Origin of the sequence: Paenibacillus sp. P46E (genome assembly GCF_001909095.1) — a bacterium.
Taxonomy (GTDB): Bacteria; Bacillota; Bacilli; order Paenibacillales; family Paenibacillaceae; genus Paenibacillus_AQ; species Paenibacillus_AQ helianthi.
Genome location: NZ_LVYZ01000003.1, coordinates 22,980 through 47,738 on the forward strand (window position 1 = coordinate 22,980; position 24,759 = coordinate 47,738).

At 55.9% G+C, this 24,759-nt stretch carries 14 protein-coding genes; 3 read left to right on the top strand and 11 right to left on the bottom strand.

What is annotated here, in order from left to right:
* Positions 1 to 29: 29 nt before the first annotated feature.
* From A3849_RS02815 to A3849_RS02855, 9 genes are all read right to left on the bottom strand, one after another.
* Positions 30 to 965, bottom strand: a complete 936-nt coding sequence (locus A3849_RS02815; RefSeq protein WP_083613342.1) for a metallophosphoesterase — start codon at positions 963 to 965, stop codon at positions 30 to 32.
* 45 nt (positions 966 to 1,010) lie between these two features.
* Positions 1,011 to 1,748, bottom strand: coding sequence for an ion channel (locus A3849_RS02820; protein ID WP_074110089.1), 738 nt, complete (start codon positions 1,746 to 1,748; stop codon positions 1,011 to 1,013).
* Between the two features lie 43 nt (positions 1,749 to 1,791).
* On the bottom strand, positions 1,792 to 2,580 hold the full coding sequence (locus tag A3849_RS02825) for a DUF3891 family protein (protein ID WP_178382589.1): 789 nt from the start codon (positions 2,578 to 2,580) through the stop codon (positions 1,792 to 1,794).
* A gap of 281 nt (positions 2,581 to 2,861) precedes the next feature.
* Positions 2,862 to 8,918, bottom strand: coding sequence for a glycosyl hydrolase family 28-related protein (locus tag A3849_RS33860; RefSeq protein ID WP_074110091.1), 6,057 nt, complete (start codon positions 8,916 to 8,918; stop codon positions 2,862 to 2,864).
* A 123-nt stretch (positions 8,919 to 9,041) separates the two neighbouring features.
* A complete protein-coding gene (locus A3849_RS02835) occupies positions 9,042 to 10,604 on the bottom strand; it encodes an extracellular solute-binding protein (protein ID WP_074110092.1) in 1,563 nt (520 codons plus the stop codon).
* Positions 10,605 to 10,679: 75 nt separating this feature from the next.
* The gene (locus tag A3849_RS02840) at positions 10,680 to 11,564 is read right to left on the bottom strand and encodes a carbohydrate ABC transporter permease (RefSeq protein WP_074110093.1); all 885 of its coding nucleotides are present in this window, start codon (positions 11,562 to 11,564) and stop codon (positions 10,680 to 10,682) included.
* A 23-nt stretch (positions 11,565 to 11,587) separates the two neighbouring features.
* The gene (locus A3849_RS02845; RefSeq protein ID WP_083613343.1) at positions 11,588 to 12,565 is read right to left on the bottom strand and encodes an ABC transporter permease; all 978 of its coding nucleotides are present in this window, start codon (positions 12,563 to 12,565) and stop codon (positions 11,588 to 11,590) included.
* Positions 12,566 to 12,765: 200 nt separating this feature from the next.
* Positions 12,766 to 14,586, bottom strand: coding sequence for a sensor histidine kinase (locus tag A3849_RS02850; protein ID WP_074110094.1), 1,821 nt, complete (start codon positions 14,584 to 14,586; stop codon positions 12,766 to 12,768).
* Positions 14,579 to 16,213 carry a response regulator gene (locus A3849_RS02855; protein ID WP_074110095.1) on the bottom strand — a complete coding sequence of 545 codons (1,635 nt, stop codon included), beginning with the start codon at positions 16,211 to 16,213 and terminating at the stop codon, positions 14,579 to 14,581. The genes A3849_RS02850 and A3849_RS02855 overlap by 8 nt, the downstream gene beginning before the upstream one ends.
* A gap of 224 nt (positions 16,214 to 16,437) precedes the next feature.
* On the opposite strand from A3849_RS02855, the gene A3849_RS02860 reads away from it, so the two are divergent.
* From A3849_RS02860 to A3849_RS02870, 3 genes are read left to right on the top strand one after another with little or no spacing between them, the layout of a single operon-like run.
* Entirely contained in the window at positions 16,438 to 19,188 is a 2,751-nt protein-coding gene (locus A3849_RS02860) for an alpha-mannosidase (RefSeq protein ID WP_074110096.1), read from the top strand.
* 17 nt (positions 19,189 to 19,205) lie between these two features.
* Positions 19,206 to 20,429 carry an enolase C-terminal domain-like protein gene (locus A3849_RS02865; RefSeq protein WP_074110097.1) on the top strand — a complete coding sequence of 408 codons (1,224 nt, stop codon included), beginning with the start codon at positions 19,206 to 19,208 and terminating at the stop codon, positions 20,427 to 20,429.
* A gap of 38 nt (positions 20,430 to 20,467) precedes the next feature.
* Positions 20,468 to 21,304, top strand: coding sequence for an NAD-dependent epimerase/dehydratase family protein (locus A3849_RS02870; RefSeq protein ID WP_074110098.1), 837 nt, complete (start codon positions 20,468 to 20,470; stop codon positions 21,302 to 21,304).
* Positions 21,305 to 21,505: 201 nt separating this feature from the next.
* Here A3849_RS02870 and A3849_RS02875 read toward each other — a convergent pair whose 3' ends face one another.
* Complete coding sequence (locus A3849_RS02875) at positions 21,506 to 22,828, bottom strand: family 43 glycosylhydrolase (protein ID WP_074110099.1); 1,323 nt, start codon at positions 22,826 to 22,828, stop codon at positions 21,506 to 21,508.
* A 111-nt stretch (positions 22,829 to 22,939) separates the two neighbouring features.
* Positions 22,940 to 24,628 carry a carbohydrate-binding protein gene (locus A3849_RS02880; RefSeq protein ID WP_083613344.1) on the bottom strand — a complete coding sequence of 563 codons (1,689 nt, stop codon included), beginning with the start codon at positions 24,626 to 24,628 and terminating at the stop codon, positions 22,940 to 22,942.
* Between the last annotated feature and the right edge of the window lie 131 nt (positions 24,629 to 24,759).

Genomic DNA, 24,759 nt, shown 5'->3' on the forward strand with positions numbered 1-24,759 from the left:
CTCCTTTTCTATGCCGGAATCGGTTTGTACTACGCCCTCCGCAGGGTGAAAATGGTGAGTTCAGGTCTGCACATGAACCGGAATGGCATATAGGTTTCGCCAAAACCCCTGTTCACGTACACAGGCATTCGCTTCTTCTCCGTATAATACAAACCGCTTATGTACTTGTTTGATCCGTATGGCGTGAATGCCGCACCCAGAAAGGGCAGGCGGATCTGCCCGCCATGACTGTGACCGGACAATTGGAGATGGAAAGGATATGCTTCTGCCGTATCTGCATAATCCGGCTCATGCATCATGAGTAGCGTGAACATATCCTCAGGAACACCCTTCAGGGCTGCCTGGGGATCAGGCTTGCCATGCAGCATGTCGTCAATACCTGTAACCGCGATGGCCGCGCCCCCTTGCTGTATCAGATACGATTGATTCCGCAGCACGCGGAAGCCGGCCTCGTTCAACAGACGGGTAAGCAGCTCTGTATTCTTATAATCATGATTGCCCAGGATTGCATATTTGCCAAGCGGTGCGCTCAGCTCTGCCAGAATCGGTACGGACTCCTTCAGATCCTCGGCATAGCTGTCCACAATATCGCCAGTGAAGCAGATAATGTCCGGCTGGGCCTCCTTGATATGTCCAGCCAGCCGCTTCAGATCATGCACATCCTTGTTAAAGCCTAAATGCACATCACTGAAATGAACCAGCCGCGTGCCGGCAAAAGCGGACGGAAGATTCTTAAAGGACAATTCCAGCCGGGTGATGTCCAGCCAGTTAGGCTCCCCCTGCCAGGCGTAGCCGCTGGTAAGCAAACCTGCCCCAATTACGGTAGCCGCTCCCCTTGCGAGGAACTGGCGGCGGGTGATTTTGCGGCTACCGCCTGTTTGCGGGGGCGGAGCACTGTGCCGGGTACTATCTTTTGTAGAAGCTGTCATAAGGCCCGGAGAAGCCCCAGACGATTTTTTATTCATAGAGAGGTTCTCCTTTCTTGCAGGATAATTGTCGGGGAACGAAGATTACTGGGAGGGCTTGGAATGGGAAGATTCCTCATTCTCTCCGGCCTGAATCTCCTCCTTGGCTTCTTCTACCTGTTCTTCAACCTCTGTTTCAATATTCACATCGATCTCAGCCTCGATCTCCTCTTCCGAGCCTGGACCCAGAATCTTGCGGAACAACCCCAGCATGGATAACGCATAAGCTACGGTGATGAAGCTGAAGCTGATCTGCATGACAACCACAAGACGCGAGGTATTGTCCACCGGGGCTACGTCTCCGTACCCGACCGTTGTGAAAGTGGCTACACTGAAATAGAGGAAGGTAATCAGCTGGCTTAGCAAATCTTCGCCTAGTCCATTTCCATCAAAGGAGGACTGTCCAAATAGCTTATATATGGATGTATATACGACAGTGAAAAAAATAATGCAGGTGAATGCTGCAATGCTGATACGCACGAGCGTCTCCTGCATCCTGACCTCTTTACTGTTGGATTCCTTGATTTGGTGAAAAATGAACAGCACATAGAACAGCATGGATGCCAGGGCAACAATTAGGATCAGTGCGCGCATTCCCCGGTCCCCGGGCAGAATCGTGCGAAGATCAATCCAGTTCAGAAGATCTTCGGCGGAGATCAGCGTATAGACCAGAATCGGAATCAAAAGCACTCCTTTTCCCATCCGGCTCAGCTTCATCCGGTAAAACCACCATGAGATCATAACAATTACAGCTATATTGAGGGTCCACATCCACCATGCCATGGGCATAACACTCCTGTTCCCGGTTCCATGTCATAAAAGCGGCCTATTCCGGCTTGCTGGCCACAGTAATCCGGCATTCTTCTTCGGGGGTGCCGCTGAAGGCAAGGGCGATCCCTTTGCGCTCTACATCCTTTTTGGAGACCCGGCGCAGCTTGAAACTCACCTCGACATTCTCTGTGAATGGAAAAGGATCCAGCAGGAGTGTAGTCTTATCCTGCCACTCCGCTGAAATCAGGCGTCCTGAGGTGAAGCTGAAATCCTCACTTCCCGAGAATCCGTCACGGAACCAAGGATGCTCCTCCGATTTTGGGGTTCCCGGCTCACTAAGACCCAGATAAAGGGAGAGGTCATCGCAGAACTGCAGCAATCTCGCATCATAATACAATTCGCCCTCTGCAAGCGGCTTGCTGTTCTCCAGGAGACGATGGATGCGTGCCCGGCGGTCCTCCTCGTTCTTCAAGTAGGTGGTAAGCTCCGGGCAGTCCTCCCCTGACACCTCGATCAGCCGCTCATAATGTGAGCTGCATAGTAACGCACCATATGGAGTGTCCGCCTCAATCTCGTCCAGTCCACGTCTATAAAAGGTTAGCTTCGGCACAAGCGGAAAATCCATAAAGGTATACGGCGCACCTTCCGCATCATTCCAGAAAGGGGTCTCATCGAGATCGATCCAGCCCCGGTCATGATTGCTGACTGCCCGCAGCACCTCTGCACGGCGTCCTTCCGCCGGAACATGCTGTTCCTTGAACCATTCTGCAAATTTGCCGGCCAGCAGACCGTGCTCATGCTGCCTCAGCATTACCAAATATCCGTCCTGTTCACGACAAATCACTGTCATACCTCCCTGGTTTATCCACTGCCCGATTATTGCATCGACTAGTGAGATTATAACATATCCACCTATATTTATTGGAATCCGGCAGTCCGCAGTTACTCTATGTATGGTCAAGATTCAATAAAAGACTGTCTTATGATGTACCCTTTTCATGGCCTGAAAGAAACACCTGCCGCAGCAGGAAGGGACTGAAAAAACACTTGTGGGGAACAAGGAAATAAAAGAGACCTGCCAGAGAGAAATCCCTGATAGGTCTGTATATCTACCGCGAGGCCCGTTTAATTCCCGTAAATATAATTGTACAAGTTATACATGAATACCGCAGCCTCAGCGCGGGTCATACCAAGCTGCGGGTTCAGCCTGCCATTGTCTCCTTGAAGCAACTTGGCCTGCAGCAGCTGACTGATGCTGTCACGGGCAAAACCGGAGACTGCCTGCACATCGGCAAAACGGGACAGCTCCTCCGGTGCAGCCTCAAGCTTGGGTACACCGGGCATAAGAGCCAGCGCACGCTGTGCAAACACGGCGGCATCCTGTCTGCTGACCGCCTTCTCCGGTTCAAAGCGGTTGCCGCCCGTCCCCCCGGCGATTCCCAGCGCCCGGTAGCTGCTTACAGCGTGCGCGTAATAGGCATCTTGCCGCACATCAGCGTAAATACTCCCTGGCGTTGCTCCCGGTTGCTGATTCAGCTCAAGCACCGCCGACAACATCATTACCAGGTCTGCTCTGGTGACCAGAGCCTTCGGATTAAAGACCGTCTCTGACTGGCCGCGGATAATTCCTTTGGCTGCCAAGGCTCCAATGGCTTGCTTAGCCCAGGACGAGCGGCTCAGATCATCGAAAGCCGGGGCAGCAGATACAACTGCAAATTCGCTGAAATGAGATGTCCGGAAAATAACCCGGCCGGACGGAAGATTATAATGGCCGCTCGCAACAGCAGATGTTGTATGGCTGTCATCGATATAACGGACGGCCAGGAATTCATGCTCTTCTCCAGTGGAAAGTTGATAAGGAAGCGACACGGTCACCGGTGCAATGCTGCTGCGCCAGTCGAGCTTCTTGTTCCCGGAAGTCAGGGCAATATCCACAGCCGGGCGCCCTGTATTCTGCCGCTGCAGATCAGATCCCCAGTCCTTCCGGTCCGCCTCCCGGATTGTCACCGTCAGGTTGGGGCCGGCTGCCGCCAGCATTGCCGCATCCAGCATATTGCCGGGCAGAGTGAGTGTCCCTGTGGGAGAGATCAGCTCAATGACCCTGTCCGGGGCAGCGCCGCCAAGGAATGCGGAAGGCAGCTGAAGTCCGTAACCCTTCGCTCCCGGCAGGCCGGCAATCTGAACAGCTACCTTCCGGACTCCGCCGGTCTCCGCTGTCTGCCCAAAGGCCTTCTCCAGCAGCTCTGCGGAGAGCGAGACTCCGGCGGTGCGCGAGCCGGAATCAAGCACAGCTCCTGCCGTAATCACAGCTGTTCTATCTCCGCTAACTGTAATTACAGGCGCTGATGGCACGGCAGATGGCTGCGTAGTGGTTACCGGCGCTGCTGCTGCCGGTGTTGGTGTCGGCGCTCCCGATGGTGCCGGTGTTGCCGATGGAGTCGGCGTTGGTGTCGGTGTTGGTGTCGGTGTTGGTGTCGGTGTTGCAGTCGGCGTCGGTGTCGGCGGGGTTGTGCCGGAATCAAGCAGAACCAGACGGTGCTTCAAGGCGTCCTTCAAGCTGCCTTCCGGCAGAAGGGCGACGAAATTGGCGGCGGCATCAACTGCCGTAACCGACACTCCGGCTTCCGCTGCAGATACTGCTGCTTCCGCAGATCCTTCCAGTGCTTCCGTAAATGATCCCTTCAGCAGGTACAAATCGCCATATAGAGTGGCATCCTTGCTAGTGCCGATACCCTGATTATATTCGATGAAGCCGGACCGGCCCGCTCCGTCATTCTCGTTCAGCAGCAGGGTGAAGCCGATAGCATCCCCAGGTGTGAATGCGGTACCGGGTCCATGAAGCTGAGCAAACGGAATGGCAAGCTTGTAGAGCGTGACTCCCTCCTCTTCATCACGGCTGATGTCCGCCTGCACTCCAGGCAGAATTCCGGTATTCAGGCCTTGCGGCGCTCTCCAGCGCCAGGCACTTACCGTTCCCTGACCGTTCAGGGCAAAGCCGAGCTCACTGACGTTGATACTAGCACTGCCGTCTTCCCGGGACAGGTCAAATCCGAGCTGCAGGCTGTCTCCCTGCCAGATATCTCCGCCCGTCCAGCTCTGCGAGTGCACATCGTCATGCACCGCCACCGTCACATACAGCTGCTCTTCATCCCACCGCAGTCTGGCTTCGGTACTGAGATCACCGGCCCCCTTCCACTGGCCGCCCAGACTGAAATAATGATCGGTATCAGACGCCGTCACGGCGGGGGCATCCGCATGGCCGGCACCGCCTGTGCTGCCGGAAGCGAACGACTGCCCCAGCTTGACGGAGGTTACATAAGCTTCTCCGTTATCCAGCGTAATCTTGAATTTGAGCGAGTCACTGGCCAGGAAGGGCAGCGGAATATCGATGCTGCCGCCAAGCTCCACACCTTCGAACCGCACGGGCTTCATGATGCTCTGATAGACAGAAGGCCCCAGCAATTCAAGCCGGCCTTTGAGCGGCTGCGGCTGAGAGATATTGGATAGGGTCAATACAGCATTCGGCCGGGCCCCCGCTTCATCAAAAGGGGTAACAGCAAGTTGCAGCGACACCGGCACCAGATCGGTACCCGTCACTCTGGATGGTGCGCGGTTATCCAGCTGCAGGCCCCCGCTATACAGGTTGTTCGTCAGGATGAGCCGCCCGACTGCGGGATCTGCATAGACATGTGTGGTCCGGGCTTGCTGGAAATACGAATCATACAAGGCGATATCACCGCCGAGCGCACTCAGCCCCCGTTCACCCACAGTAGTGACATTAGCCTGCTGGATGTTTATGGTCCCGCCGGAAATATCAAAGGATCTGGTCGTATCCCCCCACATAGAGGAGTTGAACAGCGTAGCCTTGGAGTGGAAGTCCTGGCCTACGGTTACATAAACCTTATCCGAGGAGCTGAGCGAGACCAGCTCGGTATTAATCAGCGTCAGCCCTTCAGGTGCAGCGCTGTTGAGAACTGCCCCCTTTTTGCTGCCATCCGTCCCGTGGCCAACCACAACTGCCTGCGGTCCCCGGCCATCCTGTGCGGCAAAATGAATGCCATACTGGGAGCCGTAGACGAAGGTATTGAACACGGTCTCTCCGCTGACATCAGCAATCCGGAACGCATCCAGATTGTCCTTCTGGTAGTCCCACACCTGCTTGAAGGCTGCATCATTGTCAGGATGATTCGGATAGGTGCTTCTGCCATAATAATGCGGGTTGAACTGCACATTGCGCACAAACCCTCCGCTCGCCCCCCCGCCCACGAATATGCCCTCCTTCAGCGGAGAACCGGCAACGTAGTCAATGTAATGCCCGCTTGTATCATAGCTGCCGAAGTCAATGCCCTGATAAGGATTCACCAGGGTGGCATCAATGGCATAAACGCCGTGTCCCTTGCCCCGGACCGTCCAGGCGTAAGGTTTAATATTGCTCCAGTTCTGCTTGTCGTAATAGACGGATAACCCGCGTATACCTGCTGAGGCCTCCAGCGTAATCAGCGCCTCATCCTCCGGCTTGCCCTCGCCATAATTCGTGAAGATCACCGTTCCGCCGCCGATCGTATGATGAGGCACATCCCAGGAGCCTCTCAGCTCCACACCCGGAGGTACCGTAAGTCTGGCGTCGATCCGGTAGGTGCCTGCCGGAAGATACACCGTCCCGCCTCCAGCCAGCCCGGCATCATCCAGTGCCTGCTGCACTGCCGCAGATCCATCAAGCAAGCCGTTCCGGTCGGCATTATAGGGACTGGCCGTCACATCGAACAGCAGATTCGTTGCCGGCTTCGGTGCAGTCTCCTTGTCTGTAATAATCCCCTCCGGGAGCAATTCAAGCGCATACGCCTCATCCTGATGAACGTTAATTTCGGCAGCATCGCTCTCATTGGTAACCTCAAGCTGCCCGTCATAGCCGGAATTGATGGCATTCACCGTCCGCGCAGCGTCTCCAAGCAGCACATGTCTGCCGGGCATCGCGAAGGAAGACTGGCCAAGCAGCAGCGAACCTCCATTGGCCGCAATCGCATAGCCGCCCGCCTCTGCGTTCCAAGCCGTGAAGCTGCTGTTCTCGAAGGACAGTACTCCGCTGCCGTCATTGACAACCGCATACAGTGGGTTGCCGCCGACAGTTACCGTATTAAACTGGGCAATGGAATGGAAGCCTTGCGCGGCCTGAATCGCCACCGGAGCCTCTCCTACCCCCGCTTCAAAGGTGCTGTCCGAGACGAGCAGGCCATAGTCATTAACCCCCTCAATCTTGAGCGCCACGTTGCAGTCCTTGATCCGGATCCGGTACAGCTGCGCATTGGCCGTTTCCAGCGAGTCGGTCCGGGTCGTCACCCGCAGGCCGGTCTTAAAGCCCGAAATGGAAAGATTGGACATATATTCCCAGTCCGAGCGGCCCATCACTATACCCTCTGCGTGGCCGGTCATGTAGCCAAACAGCGCCTGTTGTTCCGGTGCACCGGGCAGACCTGAGCCGGACCAAATCTCAGGAGCCAGCGTTACCCGTTCCAGCCGGCCGATATCGGTGGTGAAATCGAGGAAGATCCCGGTTTTCAGTGCTGTTCCGTATACATCCCTGACATAATGCAGCTCGTTCCAGACCGGACCGATCTTGATCCCGTTATAGGCATTGACGAGCGTAACATTGCTGATCGTCGCGCTGTCCCCCGACAGCTGCTCGATGGTCCACGGATAGGCTGCCGGAGTATCCAGTGTCTGCTCGGGGTACCAGACCGAGAGATGTGTGACTCCGCTGACTGGCTCCATCCGGATAAGACTGGTCCCGTTCTCCTCACCGCGTCCTTCATAGGCGGCCAGGATCGTGCCCCGCACCGTGCCATCTCCTGCCGATGGATCAGGCCGGTCGCCGCGGAGTGTAACCCCGGTGGGAATCACGAGGTGCCCGTTCAGCCGGTAGGTTCCCTCTGGCGCGAAGACTACGCCCCCGCCCAGGACCGAAGCCGCATCAAGCGCGTTCTGAACAGCAGCCGTATCATCGGTTGCCCCGTCACCTTTAGCCCCGTAATCCTTCACGTTAATATTGGCGATAACAATATCCTCTGTCCCGTATACCGTCTGCACGACACCCGTCTGTGAAGGTGCTGTGATCCGCGGCGATTTCTTCACACTGACCCTCGCTACCTTAAGATCCGGATTGTTATCCGGCGCACCTGCCCCGCTGATGCCGATCCGGAAGTCGGAGCCGTTTGTGCGGTCAGCAAATCTCGCATCGCTGAGCTTATACGTATGGCTGAGCCATTGCTTCGTATCCGTATAGGTGAACAGAGCGGCATCCTTGAACGGTGCGGAGGCGGCATCATACTGCAGCACCACGCTGCCGCTGCCTTCGTCATAGTAATCCACCGTAAGATAGACATCCTGATCCGTATTATCGTACAGATAATCGTCTGCAACATTCATGTACAGATACAGTGTTCCGCCGTCAGGGGCGGCCCGGTTCGTTGACCAGTATCCCCTGCCGTCCAGTGTACCTGTCAGAACGCCCGGTTCATAATCTCCTCCCCTTGCAGTGATACCCTGGGATACCGGGGCAGCGCCGAGCACAATGCCTGCCTCATCCGATGGGAGCAGTTTCAGACTTTTGCTTATGCTGACAGAAGCCAGCTTAAGATCCCTGTTAGCCGCAGCATTTACTCCGCCGCCCTCAATGCCGAGGCGGAAGTCTGCGCCATTCGTGCGGTTGCCGAACCAGGCGTCACTCAGCTCAAACGTATGCGTTTTCCAGGTATGGGTGTCCGTATACGTGAAGAGCGGCGCATCCTTGAAGGCATTCGATTCGCTGTCATACTGCAGCACTGCCGAACCGTTGCCTTCATCGTAGTATTCCATCGTAACCGATACATTGAAATCCCTGTTCTCATGCAGGTACTGGTCATCCGCATCCATATAGAAATATACAGTCTGCGGGCCGTCCTCGGCCTTGTTCGTCTCCCAGTAGGTTTTGCCCTCCAGCGTGCCCGTCCGCAGACCCGCCGGATTATCGCCTGCCCGGGGGGTGATGCCGCTCATTACGGGTGTCTCTCCCAGCATGACAGTTATGCCTGCAGAATCCATTACTTCCGCCGAAGCAGCAGGCGCATACAAGCCCGCAGTCACAAGCGCCATCGTCAGCAGAGAAGAAGTCACACGCCGAAGCCTTGTCGTCCATCGTTGTCCCATCTGTTCTCTTACCTCCATCCAATTGAATATAAGTTCAACAAAAAGCGCCCATGGGCGTAATTCGCTTATGGGCGCTCTTCGTTCAGCAAACCAACCGTACCTCCAGCTTGTTGTCCTATTGCTCTATTGTTGGGTTGTAAGATAAGTATCGACCTGTTTTTGCGTTTCGGCGAGCAGCTTATCCAGCCCGTTCTTCTTCTGCATTTCGATGTAATCGCTGACGGATTTCTCGACATTCTTGACCACGCCGAATTCAATCGGACGGCTGAATTCATCGGAAGCCTGGTCGCGTTTGGCAACTTCGTTCTTCACGTTGTCTTCCGCGATGAAGAGGCCATCCACAGGAGAGTTGACGTTATTCGGCTCGCTGGCAAACGCGGCTTCACTTTCCCAGAAGCCTGCGCCGTAGGTTTGTGTCGGACGCATGAATTGCGGCTTCCAGAAAGCCCATTGTCCTCCCCATTCCATATAATTGCTGGTGGAAGACTCCATGCCTTCCGGATAGACCGCCATATCGCCTTCAAGTTTGTAGGTTTTGCCTTCAATTCCGTATTGCAGCAGGTCATACAGCGTCTTGTCGGTTTCAACCATATCCAGGAAGCGGAGTACAAGATCGGGATGCTCAGAGTTCCGGTTGATCGCCAGTACGTTGGCCAGCGCGGTGCGGTTGACGTATTTTTTGTCCGGATAGAGCAGTGACATTTCCTGTTTGTAGGAAGGATCTACGAAACCGGGATCAGCGTAAGCCCATTCATGTGAAGTGACTGTAAAGAACTTCTTGCCGTTTCTCCACTGTACCTCCTCGCCTTCCTTGTCGATCATGGCATCCCGGTTGATCAGATTGTCGTCATACCAGGTTTTGGAGAGCTTGGCGGATTCCAGATAGAACGGCTGCTGCTCCACCGGCTGAACGGTTACCTTCGGATCGCTCAGATAGAAGCCGAGACCATGGAAATTGAGGTCCACCCATTCGTCGCGGATCATATACATCGACAGCGGCGTGGTGCGGGACAGCTTGTCGTTCGGATAGGCTTTTTTGAACTCACGGAGCAGCTTGTCGACATCCTCGACCGTCTTCACGGAATTCGGTGCAATCTGGATGCCGGCCTTCTCGGCAAGATCGGAGCGCCAACCGGCGAATTTACGTTCATTCATCTTCATGGTCCACGGCAAGCCTACGATATCACCGTTTACCGTTGCAGCAGACAAAGTGCCCTGTTCTTCATATTTTTTGTACAGGTTCGGGGCATATTTAGGCAGCAGATCGTTAAGCGCCATATAGGAGCCCTTAGCCGCCATTTGCTTGTAGGACAGCCAGTCGCCGTCAAAGTTCATGTCCCAGCTGTCGCCGGAAGCCGCCATAACCAGCATTTTGTCTTTGAAATCGCCGAATGGAATCGTGTTAATGTCGAACTTCACATTCAGTCCCTTACCTTTGACATATTCACTGATTTTGCTCCAGACCTCGTCTGTGGCCGCTTTTTTATCGCCTCCGAAGTAGAATTTGAGCGTCACTTCCGGTTCACTGGCTTTGGTGTCATTGCTTTTGTCGCCGCTGGTATTGCCGCTGGTGCCGCCGTCAGATGCATTTCCGGAATTGTTGCCGCCTCCTCCGCAGGCCGATAATGTGAAGCTGAGCAGCAAAATGGCGGTAAGCAGGAATAACCCCGATTTCCTTTTTCGCATGTAGAACCTCTCCCCTTGCTGATTAATGTATATACCTTTCGCGGCCGGAGCCGGTAAAGCCGGTAGACGGGTAACTCAGCCTTTAACAGCGCCTACAATCAGGCCTTTGACAAAATAACGCTGTAAGAACGGATACAGGAAAACGATAGGGCCGATGGTGACGACGGTGAGCGCCATCTTCATAGACTCCGACGGGATCTGTGCCGAAATTCGCTGCATTGCGGCTGCATTGCCTGAGCTTCGCAGAAAATCGACGTTCGAGATCAGTGTGCGCAGCAGCAGCTGCAGCGGCTGAAGCTCCTGCTTATCGACGAACATCAGCCCGAGGAACCAGTCATTCCAATAGCCAAGAGCCATGAACAGCCCTACTGTGGCCAGCACGGGCAGCGCCAGCGGAGCAATCAGCCGGTAGAAGATGCGGAATTCGCCGGCTCCGTCGATTTTGGCGGATTCGTGGATCTCCTCGGGAATGGAGTGCATGAAGTTGCGGATGAGGAACAGATTGAACGCATTTGCGAGTGAAGGCAGGATCAGTGCCCACAGGGTATCCTTAAGATCCAGGTACCGCACACAGATGATGTACCAGGGAACCAGCCCTCCGCTAAACAGCATGGTGATAATGACGTATACCGACAGCACCCCGCGGAATTTAAAAGATCTTCTTGATAACGAATAGGCAGCCATTGCCGTGAGCAGCAGCGATAATACCGTACCCACGCTTGTGACCAGGATACTGACTCCATAAGCGTCTACAATCCGGTGAGAACCCAGCAGCAGAATGCGGTAGGAATCGAAGGTGACATGCTTGGGCAAAAGGGTATAGCCGTAAGCGGCGATGTCCTGCTCATTGCTGAGTGAGCCTGAGATAACCATGATGAACGGATACAGGCAGGTCAGGCTGAACACGCCTACAATAAGCATGAGAATCAGCTGACTGATTGAGAATTTTTGGGCTGTCATGCCGGAAGAACCTCCTTGGCCGATTAGAAAATGGCAGAATCCTTATCAATTTTACGGGCGGCATAGTTACTGCTGAGCACCAGCACGAAGGCTACCGCCGACTGCAGGAACCCTGCGGCCGAGGCCATGCCGATGTCGCCGGTCTTGCGCAGGCTGCGGTATACGAAGGTGTCGATAACGTCGGTAGTCGGGAACAGCAGCGAAGCGTCGCCCACCATTGCGTAGAACATTCCGAAGTCCGCATTCATGATCCGCCCTACCGCCAGCAGCGTCAGTATGATCACCGTCGGCCGCAGCATCGGAAGACTGATATGCCGGATCTGCTGCCAGCGGGAAGCGCCGTCAATGGCGGCCGCCTCATAATAGGATTGGTCAATGGAGGTCAGCGCTGCCAGATAAATGATCGTCCCATAGCCTGTAACCTTCCAGCGGATGGCAATCGTCAGGATCAGCGGCCAGAGTCCGGAGGTGCTGTAGAAGTCAATCCCGGAGAAGCCCATCCATTCAATCAGCCGGTTGATGGACCCGCTTTCATAGTTCAGCAGATTGTAGGAGAATACGCCGACAACGATCCAGGAGATGAAGAAGGGCAGAAAGGTAATCGACTGCGTAACCCTTTTGAAAAATTTGTGGCGGATCTCATTCAGGAGCAGCGCGAACCCCACTTCAAATACCAATCCGACTGTGATGAAAAGAATATTGAGCAGCACGGTGTTGCGCATCGCCCGGAAAGCGGCATCGGAAGAGAACAGGTATTCAAAATTGCTGAGCAGCGGGTTCATCCACGAGCTTCCGAAAATCCCTTTGCTGAAATCAAAATCCTTGAAGGCAATGACCAGCCCGGCCATCGGCAGGTAATTGAACAGCAGCAGCAGGACGGCAAACGGCAGAAACATCACCAGCAGTGACCGGTTCCGGTATAGATCCTTCAGCACGCCTGATTTCCTGCGGACAGCGGTGCGGCCGGGCTTCACGCTTGAAGTCGCGGTTATCGTTTTCATTAGCATGTACCTTTCTGTTTAGGTGATGTCTTAATGATACCGCTGCACTCAGGGGGAAGACCATGAGCCTATCTTGTTCTTTTCTGGTCTAAAATTGGCTTATCCCCGGCATGCTTTCACCCAGCCCCTCATACAGCAACAAAGCCGTCCGGCATGCGGACGGCAGTTGACATAACGGTTCAGGTGAAGGGATGCGGGCGTTACCGGGCAGCCCCAGCCGCAGGCGTGCCCACGCCATCCGGACCGGATTCCTCCTTATTCATCACCGGATGGCGCAGTGTGATCTTCGTGCCGTAAGAGGGATCAGACTCGATCTGAAGCCGGTAGGCGTCCCCGAAATACAGCCGCAGACGTTCGTTGACATTCCTCAGGCCAACCCCCTTGCTGCCGGTGGACTGGCTGGGTTCCTCCTGGGTATCCCGGTTCAGCTTGTCCAGGGTCTCCGGCGGGATGCCCTTGCCGTTGTCGATGATATCGAGGACAATATCCTCATTCTCGCGGCGGGCAGATACCAGAATTTTACCCTGCTCGAAATTGTCGTGGATGCTATGCTGGATGGCATTCTCCACGAGCGGCTGCAGCAGCAGCCGCATGAACGGCAGCGCCTGCAGCTCAGGCTCGATGGCGTACAAGATCCGGATGGTCTGGCCCATCCGGGCCTGCTCAATTTGCACATAGGCCTGAAGCTGCTCAATCTCACGCCGCAGCGTCGTAATTTCCTTGCCCTGGTTCAGGCTGAGCCGCAGCAGATTGCCAAGTGCGGCCACCATCTCACTGATATCGCTCCGGCCGTGTGTCTCCGCCTTCCAGCGGATGGATTCCAGCGTATTGTAAAGGAAATGGGGATTAATCTGGTGGCTCAGCACCTGGAATTCCAGTTCTTTTTTCTTCCATTCCGAGCGTGAGGCTTCTTCAATCAGAGTTTCGATCTGGGTCGTCAGACTGGCATAACCGCGGTACAGCCAGCCCACCTCGTCATTGCGCTTCGACCACACGGAGTGGTGGCGGAAATACCCCTTCTCCGCCTTGCGCATCAGCTGGACGAGCCGGACGACAGGCTGGGTGAAATGAACCGTGAAATAAATGACCACACCTATGCTGCACAGCAGATAGAGCACCAGGAAAATCAGCATCACCCGGTTGATCTCGTCGATCGTTCCGGTTAATTCACTTAACGGCGACAGGCTGACCAGATACCAGGGGCGGCTGTCCAGCTTCAGGCTGGAGGCCAGATACTTCTGGCCCCCGATGCCAATCGTCCGTGACATCTCCGGGCCATTCGTAAGATTGTGGAAGCGCCCCGCCATTTCCGGCCGTCCCGTCCATTCATTGGCAGATGAATCGTACAGGACGCTCCCGTCGTCATCCAGGAGCAGCAGCTTTTGTCCTGCGATATTCCCCGACGGGGAGATATAGCGCGCAAGCTGGTCCTCTGATACATCTGCGGCAATGATGCCCCGCGGCTGGCGGTCATACAGGCCTGTGAACCGCTTGGTATAGGTTAGAAGCGGCTTGGCATAACGTCCGCTGCTTGGCATCGACAAATGCCAGGCCGGACTGATCGAAGAACGGGCCTTCTGAAACCATTCCTCCCTGCCTTCAAGACCCGGCTCTCCAATCGTATTCATATAGTCTGTATAAGCGGCGGGGTCGATTGGATAGACATGCACCCGGAAGGCGTCGATCGCAAGCGCCTGATTATTCAGCAGCGTCAGCATGTTGACCGTAAACAGCTCTTCATCCTCCCAGCCCTCCGGTGTAGTCTTCAGCAGATCCTGCAGCTGCTTGTTCCCGATCAAATCATTCATCTGACTGTTCAGCTGCGACAGGTACACCTCGAAGCTTTTGCGCGCCTGAATCAGAAAGCTGTGGGAAACCAAAGTATTGGCGTTGGAGATCCCCTCTATCGCCTTGACATGCGTGTAATAGGCAAACAAGAGAAACGGAACGATCAGAATAGCAAAAAATATCAGAATAACCTTGTTCCGGAGCGAGCCCAGCGCAATCCGTGCCTTACTCATCGAATATACCCTGCAGCTTACGGAACTCCTTCGGTGTGCATCCTGTCTGTTTTTTGAACAGCTTGGTGAAATGAACAGGGTCCTTGTAGCCTACGAGGGAGGAAATCTGGTAAATCTTATATTTCACTTCAGCGAGCATTCTTTTGGCCTTTTCCATCCGCACCTCGGTCAGATACTCCAGGAAGGTCTGGTGCTTTTCCTTCTTAAACAGCTTGCTGAGCCACACCGGCGTTACATGCACCTCCGAGGCCACGCTTTGCAGGGTAAGGTTAGCTGCATAATGCTGCAGAATATACTTCTCCGCCTCCTGAATGATTTGTCCGGGTGAAGAGGCCAGCTCGGCAAAATCGCGCGCCATCTCCAGCAGGCAGAGCTCCGCTTGTCCGCGCAGCGATTCCAGCGTATCATAGCGCTCCAGCCGGTCCCAGAGAATCATCGGATTGCGCTGCCAGCCCTGCTCACTCCAGCCCAGCTGGGCTGCCTTCTTGAAGATGCCTAGCAGCCACTCGAAAATATGCTGCTGGATATCCTTGATCTGGCAGAGTGACCAGGACTGGACCAGTTCGTAGAACCGGTTCATTGCGGCCTGGATGTCAGCCTCGGTACCGTAACGGATGAGATCCAGCACTTCATCGGGATTCGTAATCGGCGGATTCTCCAGCTCAGACTCCAGCTCCCAGCCGCGGCTGGTTAAGAGGCGCTGCCCTCCATATATCGCCTTCTGCTCCAGAATCTCTTCCGCTTCGGCATATCTGGCATGCAGTTCAGAAATCGCCCCGGGAACGGTGCACAGTGCAGCGCTAGCTTTTACCTTCACAAAGGCATGGATGCGTTCGATACACAGATTCCCCAGCTTTTCGATCCGTTCCGTGCCCTTTTCCATGGCGCATCTTAGCACGGCGACCCAACGCTGTTTCGAATCCTCGTATAGGATGAAGGGCTCGGGGTAATCCTCCTCGAGCGTCTGCTTCACCACATTGCCGATGCCGAACAGAATTAGTTCTTTTTCCCGGCGGAGGCCTTCCCGGTTCTCCACCGATTTCAGATCATCGGCTTCAAACAGCAGAACCACGGAAGGTCCGCTGGCTATCCAGTCGGCCTGCAGAGTCCGCAGCCGGTGAAAAATCCGTGTTTCCCGGTAGGGGTCATAGTCGTGCTCCAGAATTTCCCGCAGCAGCTCGCCGCGGATTTTGGGCAGTGCACTGTGTACCTGGTCATTGAGCAGCTGCCGGTTCTTCCGGTCGGTCCGCTCCTGCTCCAGCTGTGAAATCGCGCGTCCCAGCACTTCCCCCAGCTCAGCTGTGTTAATCGGCTTCAGAATATAATCCATCGCTCCAAGCTTCATTGCCTCCCGGACCATGCCGAAATCGTCATAGCCGCTGATCATAATAGCCTTCCAGCCGTCCGGCCGTTCCCGGCCGAGCGCCCCGATCAGCGCAAGCCCCGACATGCGCTTCATGCGGATATCGGTCACGATCAGATCCGGCCTCCGGGCCAGTGCCAGCTCCAGTGCCGTATCGCCGTCATCAGCAGTTAAAACGCTTTCAATTCCGTAGGCTGACCAGGGAAAACCCGCGCGCAGCCCCTCCCTGATCTCCAATTCATCATCCACGATAAGTGCCAGCAATTACGCCACCGTCCCATGCTGTATATTTCATTCGGTTATATCATAGGCACCCGGCGGAAGCCGGTGCCTTTATTTTATCCTCCATGCACAGGAGGGAACAAGCGGTCCGGCGTGATAAGCCAATAATTCCCGTTAAAGTTTGCGATCGTCTCCTTGTTGGCCCTCCCCCGCCTTTCTACAATGAAGGATGTATATTCGAAACCCCAAGGAAAAGAGGCTCCTCCATGAAAGCAAAACAAACGGTTCATGTCGTTTCGCACACACATTGGGACCGGGAATGGTATATGCCTTATGAAGCCCATCATGTCCGGCTGATCGAAACGATGAACACACTGCTGGACACCTTCGAGCGTGATCCGGAATTCCGCAGCTTCTACCTTGACGGGCAAACGATCGTATTCGAAGACTACCTGCAGGTTCATCCCGAGAAAAAAGAACTGCTGCTGCAGCTCAGCCGCGAAGGCAAGCTGGCCGCCGGCCCCTGGTATGTGCTGCAGGACGAATTCCTGACCAGCAGTGAGGCCAATATCCGCAACCTGCAGATTGGCCTGCGCGATGCGCAGGAGATTGGCACGGTCTCCCGGCTCGGGTATTTCCCTGACTCCTTCGGCAACATGGGACAGGCGGCGCAGATCCTCCGCCAGGCCGGAATCGGGACTGCCGTGTTCGGCCGGGGCGTGAAGGCAACCGGGTTCAATAATCAGGCCTTGGACAGCGGACACCTGGAGTCTCCATTCTCGGAGCTCATTTGGGAGTCGCCGGACGGCTCTGAGGTGCTTGGCATCCTCTTTGCCAACTGGTATAACAACGGCATGGAGATCCCGGAGGATCCCGCAGAAGCCAGGATCTACTGGGATCAGCGGCTGGAGCAGGCAACGCGCTATGCGTCCACACCGCATCTGCTGCTGCTGAACGGCTGCGATCACCAGCCCGTTCAGCAGAACCTGTCCGCAGCGCTGCGCACCGCCCGGGAACTGTATCCGGATACCGAGTTCCTGCACTCGGACTATGACAGCTACATCCGCAGCCTACGCGCTGAGCTGCCCGGGGAATTGACCCGCATCCGCGGCGAATTGCGCGGCCAGCGCACGGACGGCTGGTATTCGCTCGTCAACACAGCTTCGGCACGCGTGTGGATCAAACAGCTGAACCAGCAGGCGCAGACGCTGCTGGAGAAGACCGCTGAGCCGCTGGCCGCCCTGGCGCATACGCTGGGTTCGCCTTATCCGCATGCGCTCTTCCGCTATGCCTGGAAGACGCTGATGCAGAACCACCCGCATGACAGCATCTGCGGCTGCAGCGTAGATGAAGTGTACCGCGAAATGGAAACCCGGTTCGCCAAGAGCATGGAGGTCGGACGAAATCTGGCCCGGTCGAGTGCAGATTTCATCAGCTCGCGCATCAATACCTCCAGCTTCTCGGCCTATGGGGCGGATGCAGTGCCGTTCACCGTGTTCAATACCAGCGGCTACGGTGAATCCCGGGTGGTGACACTGGAGCTGGAGTGGAGCCGCCGCTATTTCAAGCAAAGCGAGAATCCGGTCGAAATCGCCGGCGAGGTGGAGCGGCGTTCTCATGCCGCGGGAAGGCTTATTGATGCGCAGGGCACAGCGCTCGATGCGGAGATCACCGATCTCGGCGTACGCTTCGGTTACGATCTGCCGGACGACAAATTCAGACAGCCCTATATGGCGCGGGCGCTGCGGATTACCTTCGAAGCGCGCGGACTGCCCGGAATAGGCTACCGCTCCTTCGCCTGGATTCCTGATACCGGTGAAGATCCTGTTGAAGCTCTAACAGCGGTGACTGGGGATGAAGGCCGCAGCCTTTCCTTGGCCGTATCCCCCCATACGCTGGAGAACGACTTCATGCGGGTAACTGTGGAGCAGAACGGAAGCCTGACGCTTCTCGACAAGAAGACCGGCATGACCTATGCAGGCCTGGGAGTATACGAGGATGCCGGGGATATCGGCAATGAGTATATTTTCTACCAGCCGCTTGGAGAAACTCCCATTACCACAGCAGGGCTTCCTGCGGAAATCACGCTCGTGGAGGATACGCCATGGCGGGCCACGATAGAGATTGTGCATCACCTGGAAATCCCGGCAGCGGCGGACGGACAGCTTGCGGAGGAAGTACGTACAATGGTGCTCTTCAACGAACGTCAGGCCGGACGTTCCGCCAGCACTGTACCGCTCCGCATCGCAACCCGGGTCAGCCTGGAGCGCTCAGGCGCCGGTGTGAAGGTGACGGCCTCCTTCGATAATCAGGCCTGTGACCACCGGCTGCGTGCACTGTTCCCCGCCGGTATCGACACTGCGGTGCATTACGCCGATTCGATCTTCGAGGTGGCTGAGCGGCAGACGGTTCCGGCGCCGGAGTGGAAGAATCCCAGCTATTGCCACCACATGCAGACGTTTGTGGATGTGCACGGTCCGGACCGGGGGCTGGTGATATCCGGCAAGGGGCTGAATGAATACGAGGTACTTCAGGACGGACAGGGCACGATTGCCGTTACGCTGCTCCGTTCTGTGGGAGAGCTGGGAGATTGGGGGGTGTTCCCGACACCGGAGGCCCAGTGCCTTGGCCCTTGTGAAGCCGAATGGATGATCATTCCCCATGGCGGCGCGGATGACCGCTACGAAGCCTACCGTGAGGCTTACGCCTTCCCCGTCCCGGCATTTACATCGGCTGCGCAGCTGCATACCGGAGAACTGCCGCCGGATGCGGGGTGGCTCGAGTGGTCAGGGGAGCGGCTCGCCTTCTCCAGCCTCAAGATCGCCGAGAGCAGCGGGGATGCGGTTGCCCGCTGGTACAATCTCGCGGCAGAGGACACCGAGCTCAAGCTGCACACGGAAGCTGCACCTTATGAGACTACCATTCTGGAAGAAGCCGCCGATGCTCCAATAGGCTCTGCTCTTGCTGTACAGGGCTTCAAGATTGTAACTGTAGGGATTCCCGGGACTGTCCGCTAGAAAGGAAGGTGATCCGCATGGCCAAAATCAAAGCCATCCGCTGCATCCGCACAAGAGCGGACGGAAGCTGGACCATCGTTCAGGTCATTACAGACTGTGATGGGCTGTACGGCCTTGGCTCCGCTTCCGATCTGTATAACCCGGAAGCGGTCGTGCAGGTCATTGAGCAGCTGTTCGCCCCGCTGCTGATCGGACGGGATACCGCCTATATTGAGGAGCTGTGGCAGACCATGCAGCACAGCGCCTATTGGCGGAACGGCTCGGTTACGCAGACGGCGATCAGCGGTATTGACATGGCGCTGTGGGATATTCTCGGCAAGGAGGCCGGAATGCCCGTATACCGGCTGCTCGGCGGGGCGGTCAGGTCCGCAGTTCCCTGCTACGGGCATGCCACGGGGAATTCAGTGGCCGAATTGAAGGAGGATGTCGCACGTTATCTGGAAGAAGGCTACTCGGTCATCCGCTGCCAGCTCGGAGGCTACGGCGGCGGCGGCTTCCTGCAAGGCGGGCAGAGCCGCCTGCCGGAGCCGTCCTGGATTCAGGACAGGGCCTTTGATGAACAAGCTTATCTGCAGGCTGTGCCCGCCATGTTCGAGCAACTCCGGGCTGAATTCGGCAGCACTATCGGCTTTACGCATGATGTGCATGAGCATCTGTCGCCGATTGCGGCGATCCAGCTGGCGAAGTCGCTGGAGCCGTATGCGCTGTTCTATCTGGAGGATGCCCTGCCGCCGGAGCAGCTCGGCTGGTACCGCCAGCTGCGTGCCCGGACATCAACCCCCCAGGCAGTCGGCGAGCTGTTCACGAACCCGCAGGAATGGCTGCCGCTGGTTCAGGAGCGGCTGATTGATTTCCTGCGCGTGAGAGTGTCCAAGGCGGGAGGAATCAGCGCCTGCCGCAAAATCGCTGCCGTCTGCGAAGCCTTCGGCGTGCGGACAGCCTGGCAGGAAGGCGGAGAGAACGACCCTGTGAACCAGGCTGCAGCCGTTCACCTGGACCTGGTCGCCTGGAACTTCGGCATCCAGGAAATCAATCATTTCCGGGAAGAGGAGCTGGAAGCCTTCCCCGGACATATCCGGCGCACAGGCGGATATTTATATCCTTCGGAGAAGCCGGGGCTCGGCATAGAGCTCGATGAGGTGAAGGCGAAGGGGCTGCTTGGCGCTGGCTGGAAGCCTGTGGCCTATTATCATCCCTATCCTCTGGACCGCAAGGCGGACGGAACCCTGATCCGGCCCTGAGTTAAGAAGCATATCCCACTCTACAGGAGGTACCGCTTATGGAAACCATAGCCGTAACAGGTGGCAGCGGCAAGCTTGGCTCGGCCGTCATCCAGGCACTTCAGCTGGCCGGATACGGCGTTATCTCACTTGATCAGCATAAGTCCGGGGAGCTGAAGTGCCGACAGCTGGTGGTCGGCCTCAGCGATCTGGGCCAGCTGGCGGGTGCGCTGCAGGGTGCCGATGCCATTGTGCACCTGGCCGCCATTCCGGCGCCGCTACTCTATCCGCCGGCCCATATTTTCGCCAATAACGTCCTCTCCGGCTATAACGTTCTGGAAGCTGCCGGACTGCTTGGCATCCACAGGGTCGTGCTGGGCTCCAGCGAATCCTCCTACGGCTTCGCCTGGGCGCCGCTGCCCTTTTCCCCGGAGTATGTGCCGGTGGATGAGCAGCATCCGCAGCAGCCCCGCGAATGCTACGGCTTGTCCAAGGTCGTCAATGAAGCTGCTGCCGCCATGTTCAACCGCAGAGGCGAAATGAAGGCTATCTCCCTGCGGTTCTCTACGGTGATGACCGAAGCTGAATACGCCCATATCCAGCCTGAGCAGCCCGAAAGATTCAAAAAAACGTTATGGAGCTATATCGACATCCGGGATGCCGCGGATGCCTGCCTTGCGGCACTGAAGCATGGAGACGGTGCAGCTGAGAATCTCAATATTACAGCGGATGATACGCTGAGCAACTGGCCTACGGAGCGTCTGCTGAATGAGTTTTACCCTGAAGTGCACGACCGCCGCAGCCGGTTCGAAGGCCGGGAAGCTGTCGTCAGCAACCGGCTGGCGAAGGAAACCCTGGGGTGGCAGCCCCGGTATTCCTGGATGGAGGGACGCTAGCCGTTCTATGCGAAGCCCACATAAGCCTTAATAATGTCTATCATATAACCCGTGAAGAGAGCGCCGCAGCTTAGCCGCTTCTCCTCACGGGTATTTATGATTTCGCAGCAGCGCAAAAAGGCTTGGATCTCCAGCCGCTGTTCGCTTCACCGGTTCCAAGCCTGTACCCCTAAACTTCCTGTACTAAATCCATAGACGCCTTTAATCCAGCGGACTGACGGTCATCCCGCTGATACGGATATCCCCGTTGCCGCCTGTCCAGGTAATGAAATTGCCGCTTCCCGGCTCCAAATGTACAGTAAGGCCGGTGCAGCCTGTAAATGCCGTTTTCCCGCCGGTTGAAGGCGCATTGATCAGCGAGTAGTCCTTGCCGTTCACCATAAGCCGCAGCTTGGCAAGCGGCTCTGCCGCAGCATATTGAAGCCGGATCTCAGCCCGTCCGCCCTTCGCACCGCCATCTACAGCATGGAACCGGCAGTACGCTTCTGCGGCATACATACCAGCGGCAACAGCTCGCCCCTCCTCCGTTACTGAAATAAACGCACCGCCGCCAGCCTCGCTGTCCGCTGCATCATAACTCTTCATCTCCGGATTCGGAAGTGGAGCTTCCCCCACCGGCTTCACGCCTTCCCGGGTCTGCACTACCGTCCGGATCGTTCCGTCTTCATTGAAATAGAGCTCGTCGATACACACGCTCCGCAGCGTTCCTTCTCCCGACAGCTCCTGGTTGTGGTAGAACATATACCACTGGCCCTTAAATTCTGCCACGGAGCCATGGGTCGTCGAACAGCCGGTAGGCTCCAGAAATATCCCCCGGTATGTCCACGGGCCCAGCGGCTGATCACTGGTCGCATACCGCATGCAGTTGTTGCCTTCCAGATTATCCGAATATGTCAGATAGTACACGCCGTTTCTTTTGAAGACCCAAGCCGCTTCATGAAAGTCCTCCAGGCCCTCCATTTCCTTCATGCTGCCTTTGACCGATATCATATCTTCGTTTAACTCCCCGGCTGCACATTTCCCGCCGCCCCCGTAATACATATAAGCACGGTTGTCTTCGTCTACAAACACAGCCGGATCAATCATGGCAAAACCACCGAGTCCCTGAATATAACCCTGATCGGTGAATCCCCGGGTCGGCTCCAGGCTTGTTGCCACACCAATTTTCCAGGTGCTGTTCCAATCCGAGCCGCTGGGATGCGGATAATAGAAATAATAGGTGCCGTTCTTACATGCGCAGTCAGGCGCCCACATGAACCCGCCTTCGGGTCTGCCCCATTTCACATCCTCCGAGCCCAGAATCTCCCCCTCGTCCCGCCAGTTCACCATATCCCCGGACGAGAACACATGATATCTGTCCATCAGGTCACAGCCTCTGGCCGGATCGACATCATGGGAGGCATAAATGTACACTCTGCCGTCTTCCCACACATGCGCCGAAGGGTCGGCGGTATAAATACTTGTAATCACAGGGTTCATCGATGTGGTTTTATGGCAGTCTGCCGGAATGCTTTGATTTCTCATGTTTATAAGATCCTCCTGCGGTTTTTGGATTCAAGCATATAATTTCTTTATTTTGAAAAAGCCTCCGGGGAGACTGTGTCCCCCTGAAGGCTGCGAAAGATAACATCAGTCCTACTGATGACTGGTAGGATGATTCACCGTCAGCGGAATCTGACCTTTGAACAGCCGGTTGATATCCCCTGTCAGACGAAGGTAAAAGTCTGAAGACACCGCAGTGCCATCTGCATTCAAGGCCAGAAAATACTGGTTGGCTGGAATCATTGAGCTGTTCTCAGCCCCTTTGGCAATCGCTGTTCCTTCGTCGTATTCGTCGAACATCGCAATATAACCGGTGCTGATGCCGGAGCTCTTGATATTATAGGCCTGCCTCCACATGAAATCGCCGTGTGCACGGGGAATCTGGTTCTGCGGGCCTCCGGTCATGTTGGCCCAGGAGAACCCCGGAAAGATCACCGGCTGATAGGCGATGCCGTTCTGCTCGGTCATGGCAAAGTCCGGCTGCAGCAGGTTCGTCTTGAAGCTGTCAGCCTCCGCCAGATTGCCGAAGCGTCCAACAAACCATGGTGAAATCATATCCAGTGATTTGTAGACGTCCAGATAACCGGACTTAGAGTCATTATTTCCCGTTCTCCAATAGGTGGGCACTCCGCCGATCACATAGATCCCCTGACTTTTGAACCAGCTGATCAACTCGGCGGATTCGGCTGCAGTCCCCGGACGGTCCGTAAAGCCGATGCCCCAGATACATACAACCGTCTTGCCGTTCTGCTTCGCATAGGCCGGAGAAGACGGCAGATGCATGGCATTCACGACGTTTGCCGTCCAATCGTGCTTGATCGCGTTCACCCAGTTGCCCGCATTCATACCGGAAGTGTCGTACATGACATAGAATTTGCGGTTATACGCTTCCGCCGCGCTTTTAACCTTAACCGCCACACTGTCGCGGTTCGTCTTCCAGCCATTAGGTGCGTCACTTTCATCAGCTCCGAACCGCTGTAGTGCAGCCCCGTCAATATTGTAGGTCTGCATCCACTCAAAATGCTTGTTGACCGTCTCCTGATCATACGAGGAGAACAGCTTGGCCGGAGATCCGTTGCCAAGACTTCCCAGGCTGGTCTGGTACAGCTTGGAGTATTCCCGAATATCAGGATACAGTTCAAAGTTCACGCTGCTGTTCGCCGCAGGTGCGCTGCTGTTCTTGGACCAGTGTACCCAGCCGCCGTTCGGAGAGCCGTCTCCGGCCGCATTGAACCAGCCTTGATACCCTGCAAACAGCTTGCCGACAACATCTCCTCCGGAGGACGGCGCATTGAATTTGAACCAGAGTACATTGAACAAATTGCCGGTGCCTCCGGTGAATTTAAGATAAAGCGTATGGACTCCGCTTACCGGACTGACCGGAGCGGACTTGGTCTGCCACGACTGCCACCCCCCGGTTCCCGGAACGGCAACCGTTCCCAGCAGCGTTCCGGTGGCACTGTCCAGCCGCACCTCGATATTTCCGCCGTTGTTATTGCTCGCGACTCTTATATCGATGGAAGCCGCACCGCTGCCGAATTCCACATTGTTAAATGCAATATAATCTCCATTATCAATGAATGCGACGTTCTGACCGCCTTCGCTTGAGGCCTCAAGCTGGATTCCGGATTGGCTGCTGTAGCCGGAAGCAGGCGTTTGACTAAACGCAGAGGCAGCTGATACCAAGGCAGGAGACAACGGGATGCTGACCGCCAGCGTCAATACAAGCACACCCAACCATACGATAAAGCGTTGTCCTTTTTTGCGTTCGGATTTGATCATGGTAACCTCCAATTCGTAGTTCGCCACTGCTGCAGACCGGCCGGAAGAAGACTGGACATTGTACAATGTGAGAATGGCATCATGATGTTATCCGCCCGCTTGCGGCTCTGGCTCCACCTCTCTTCCCGCCG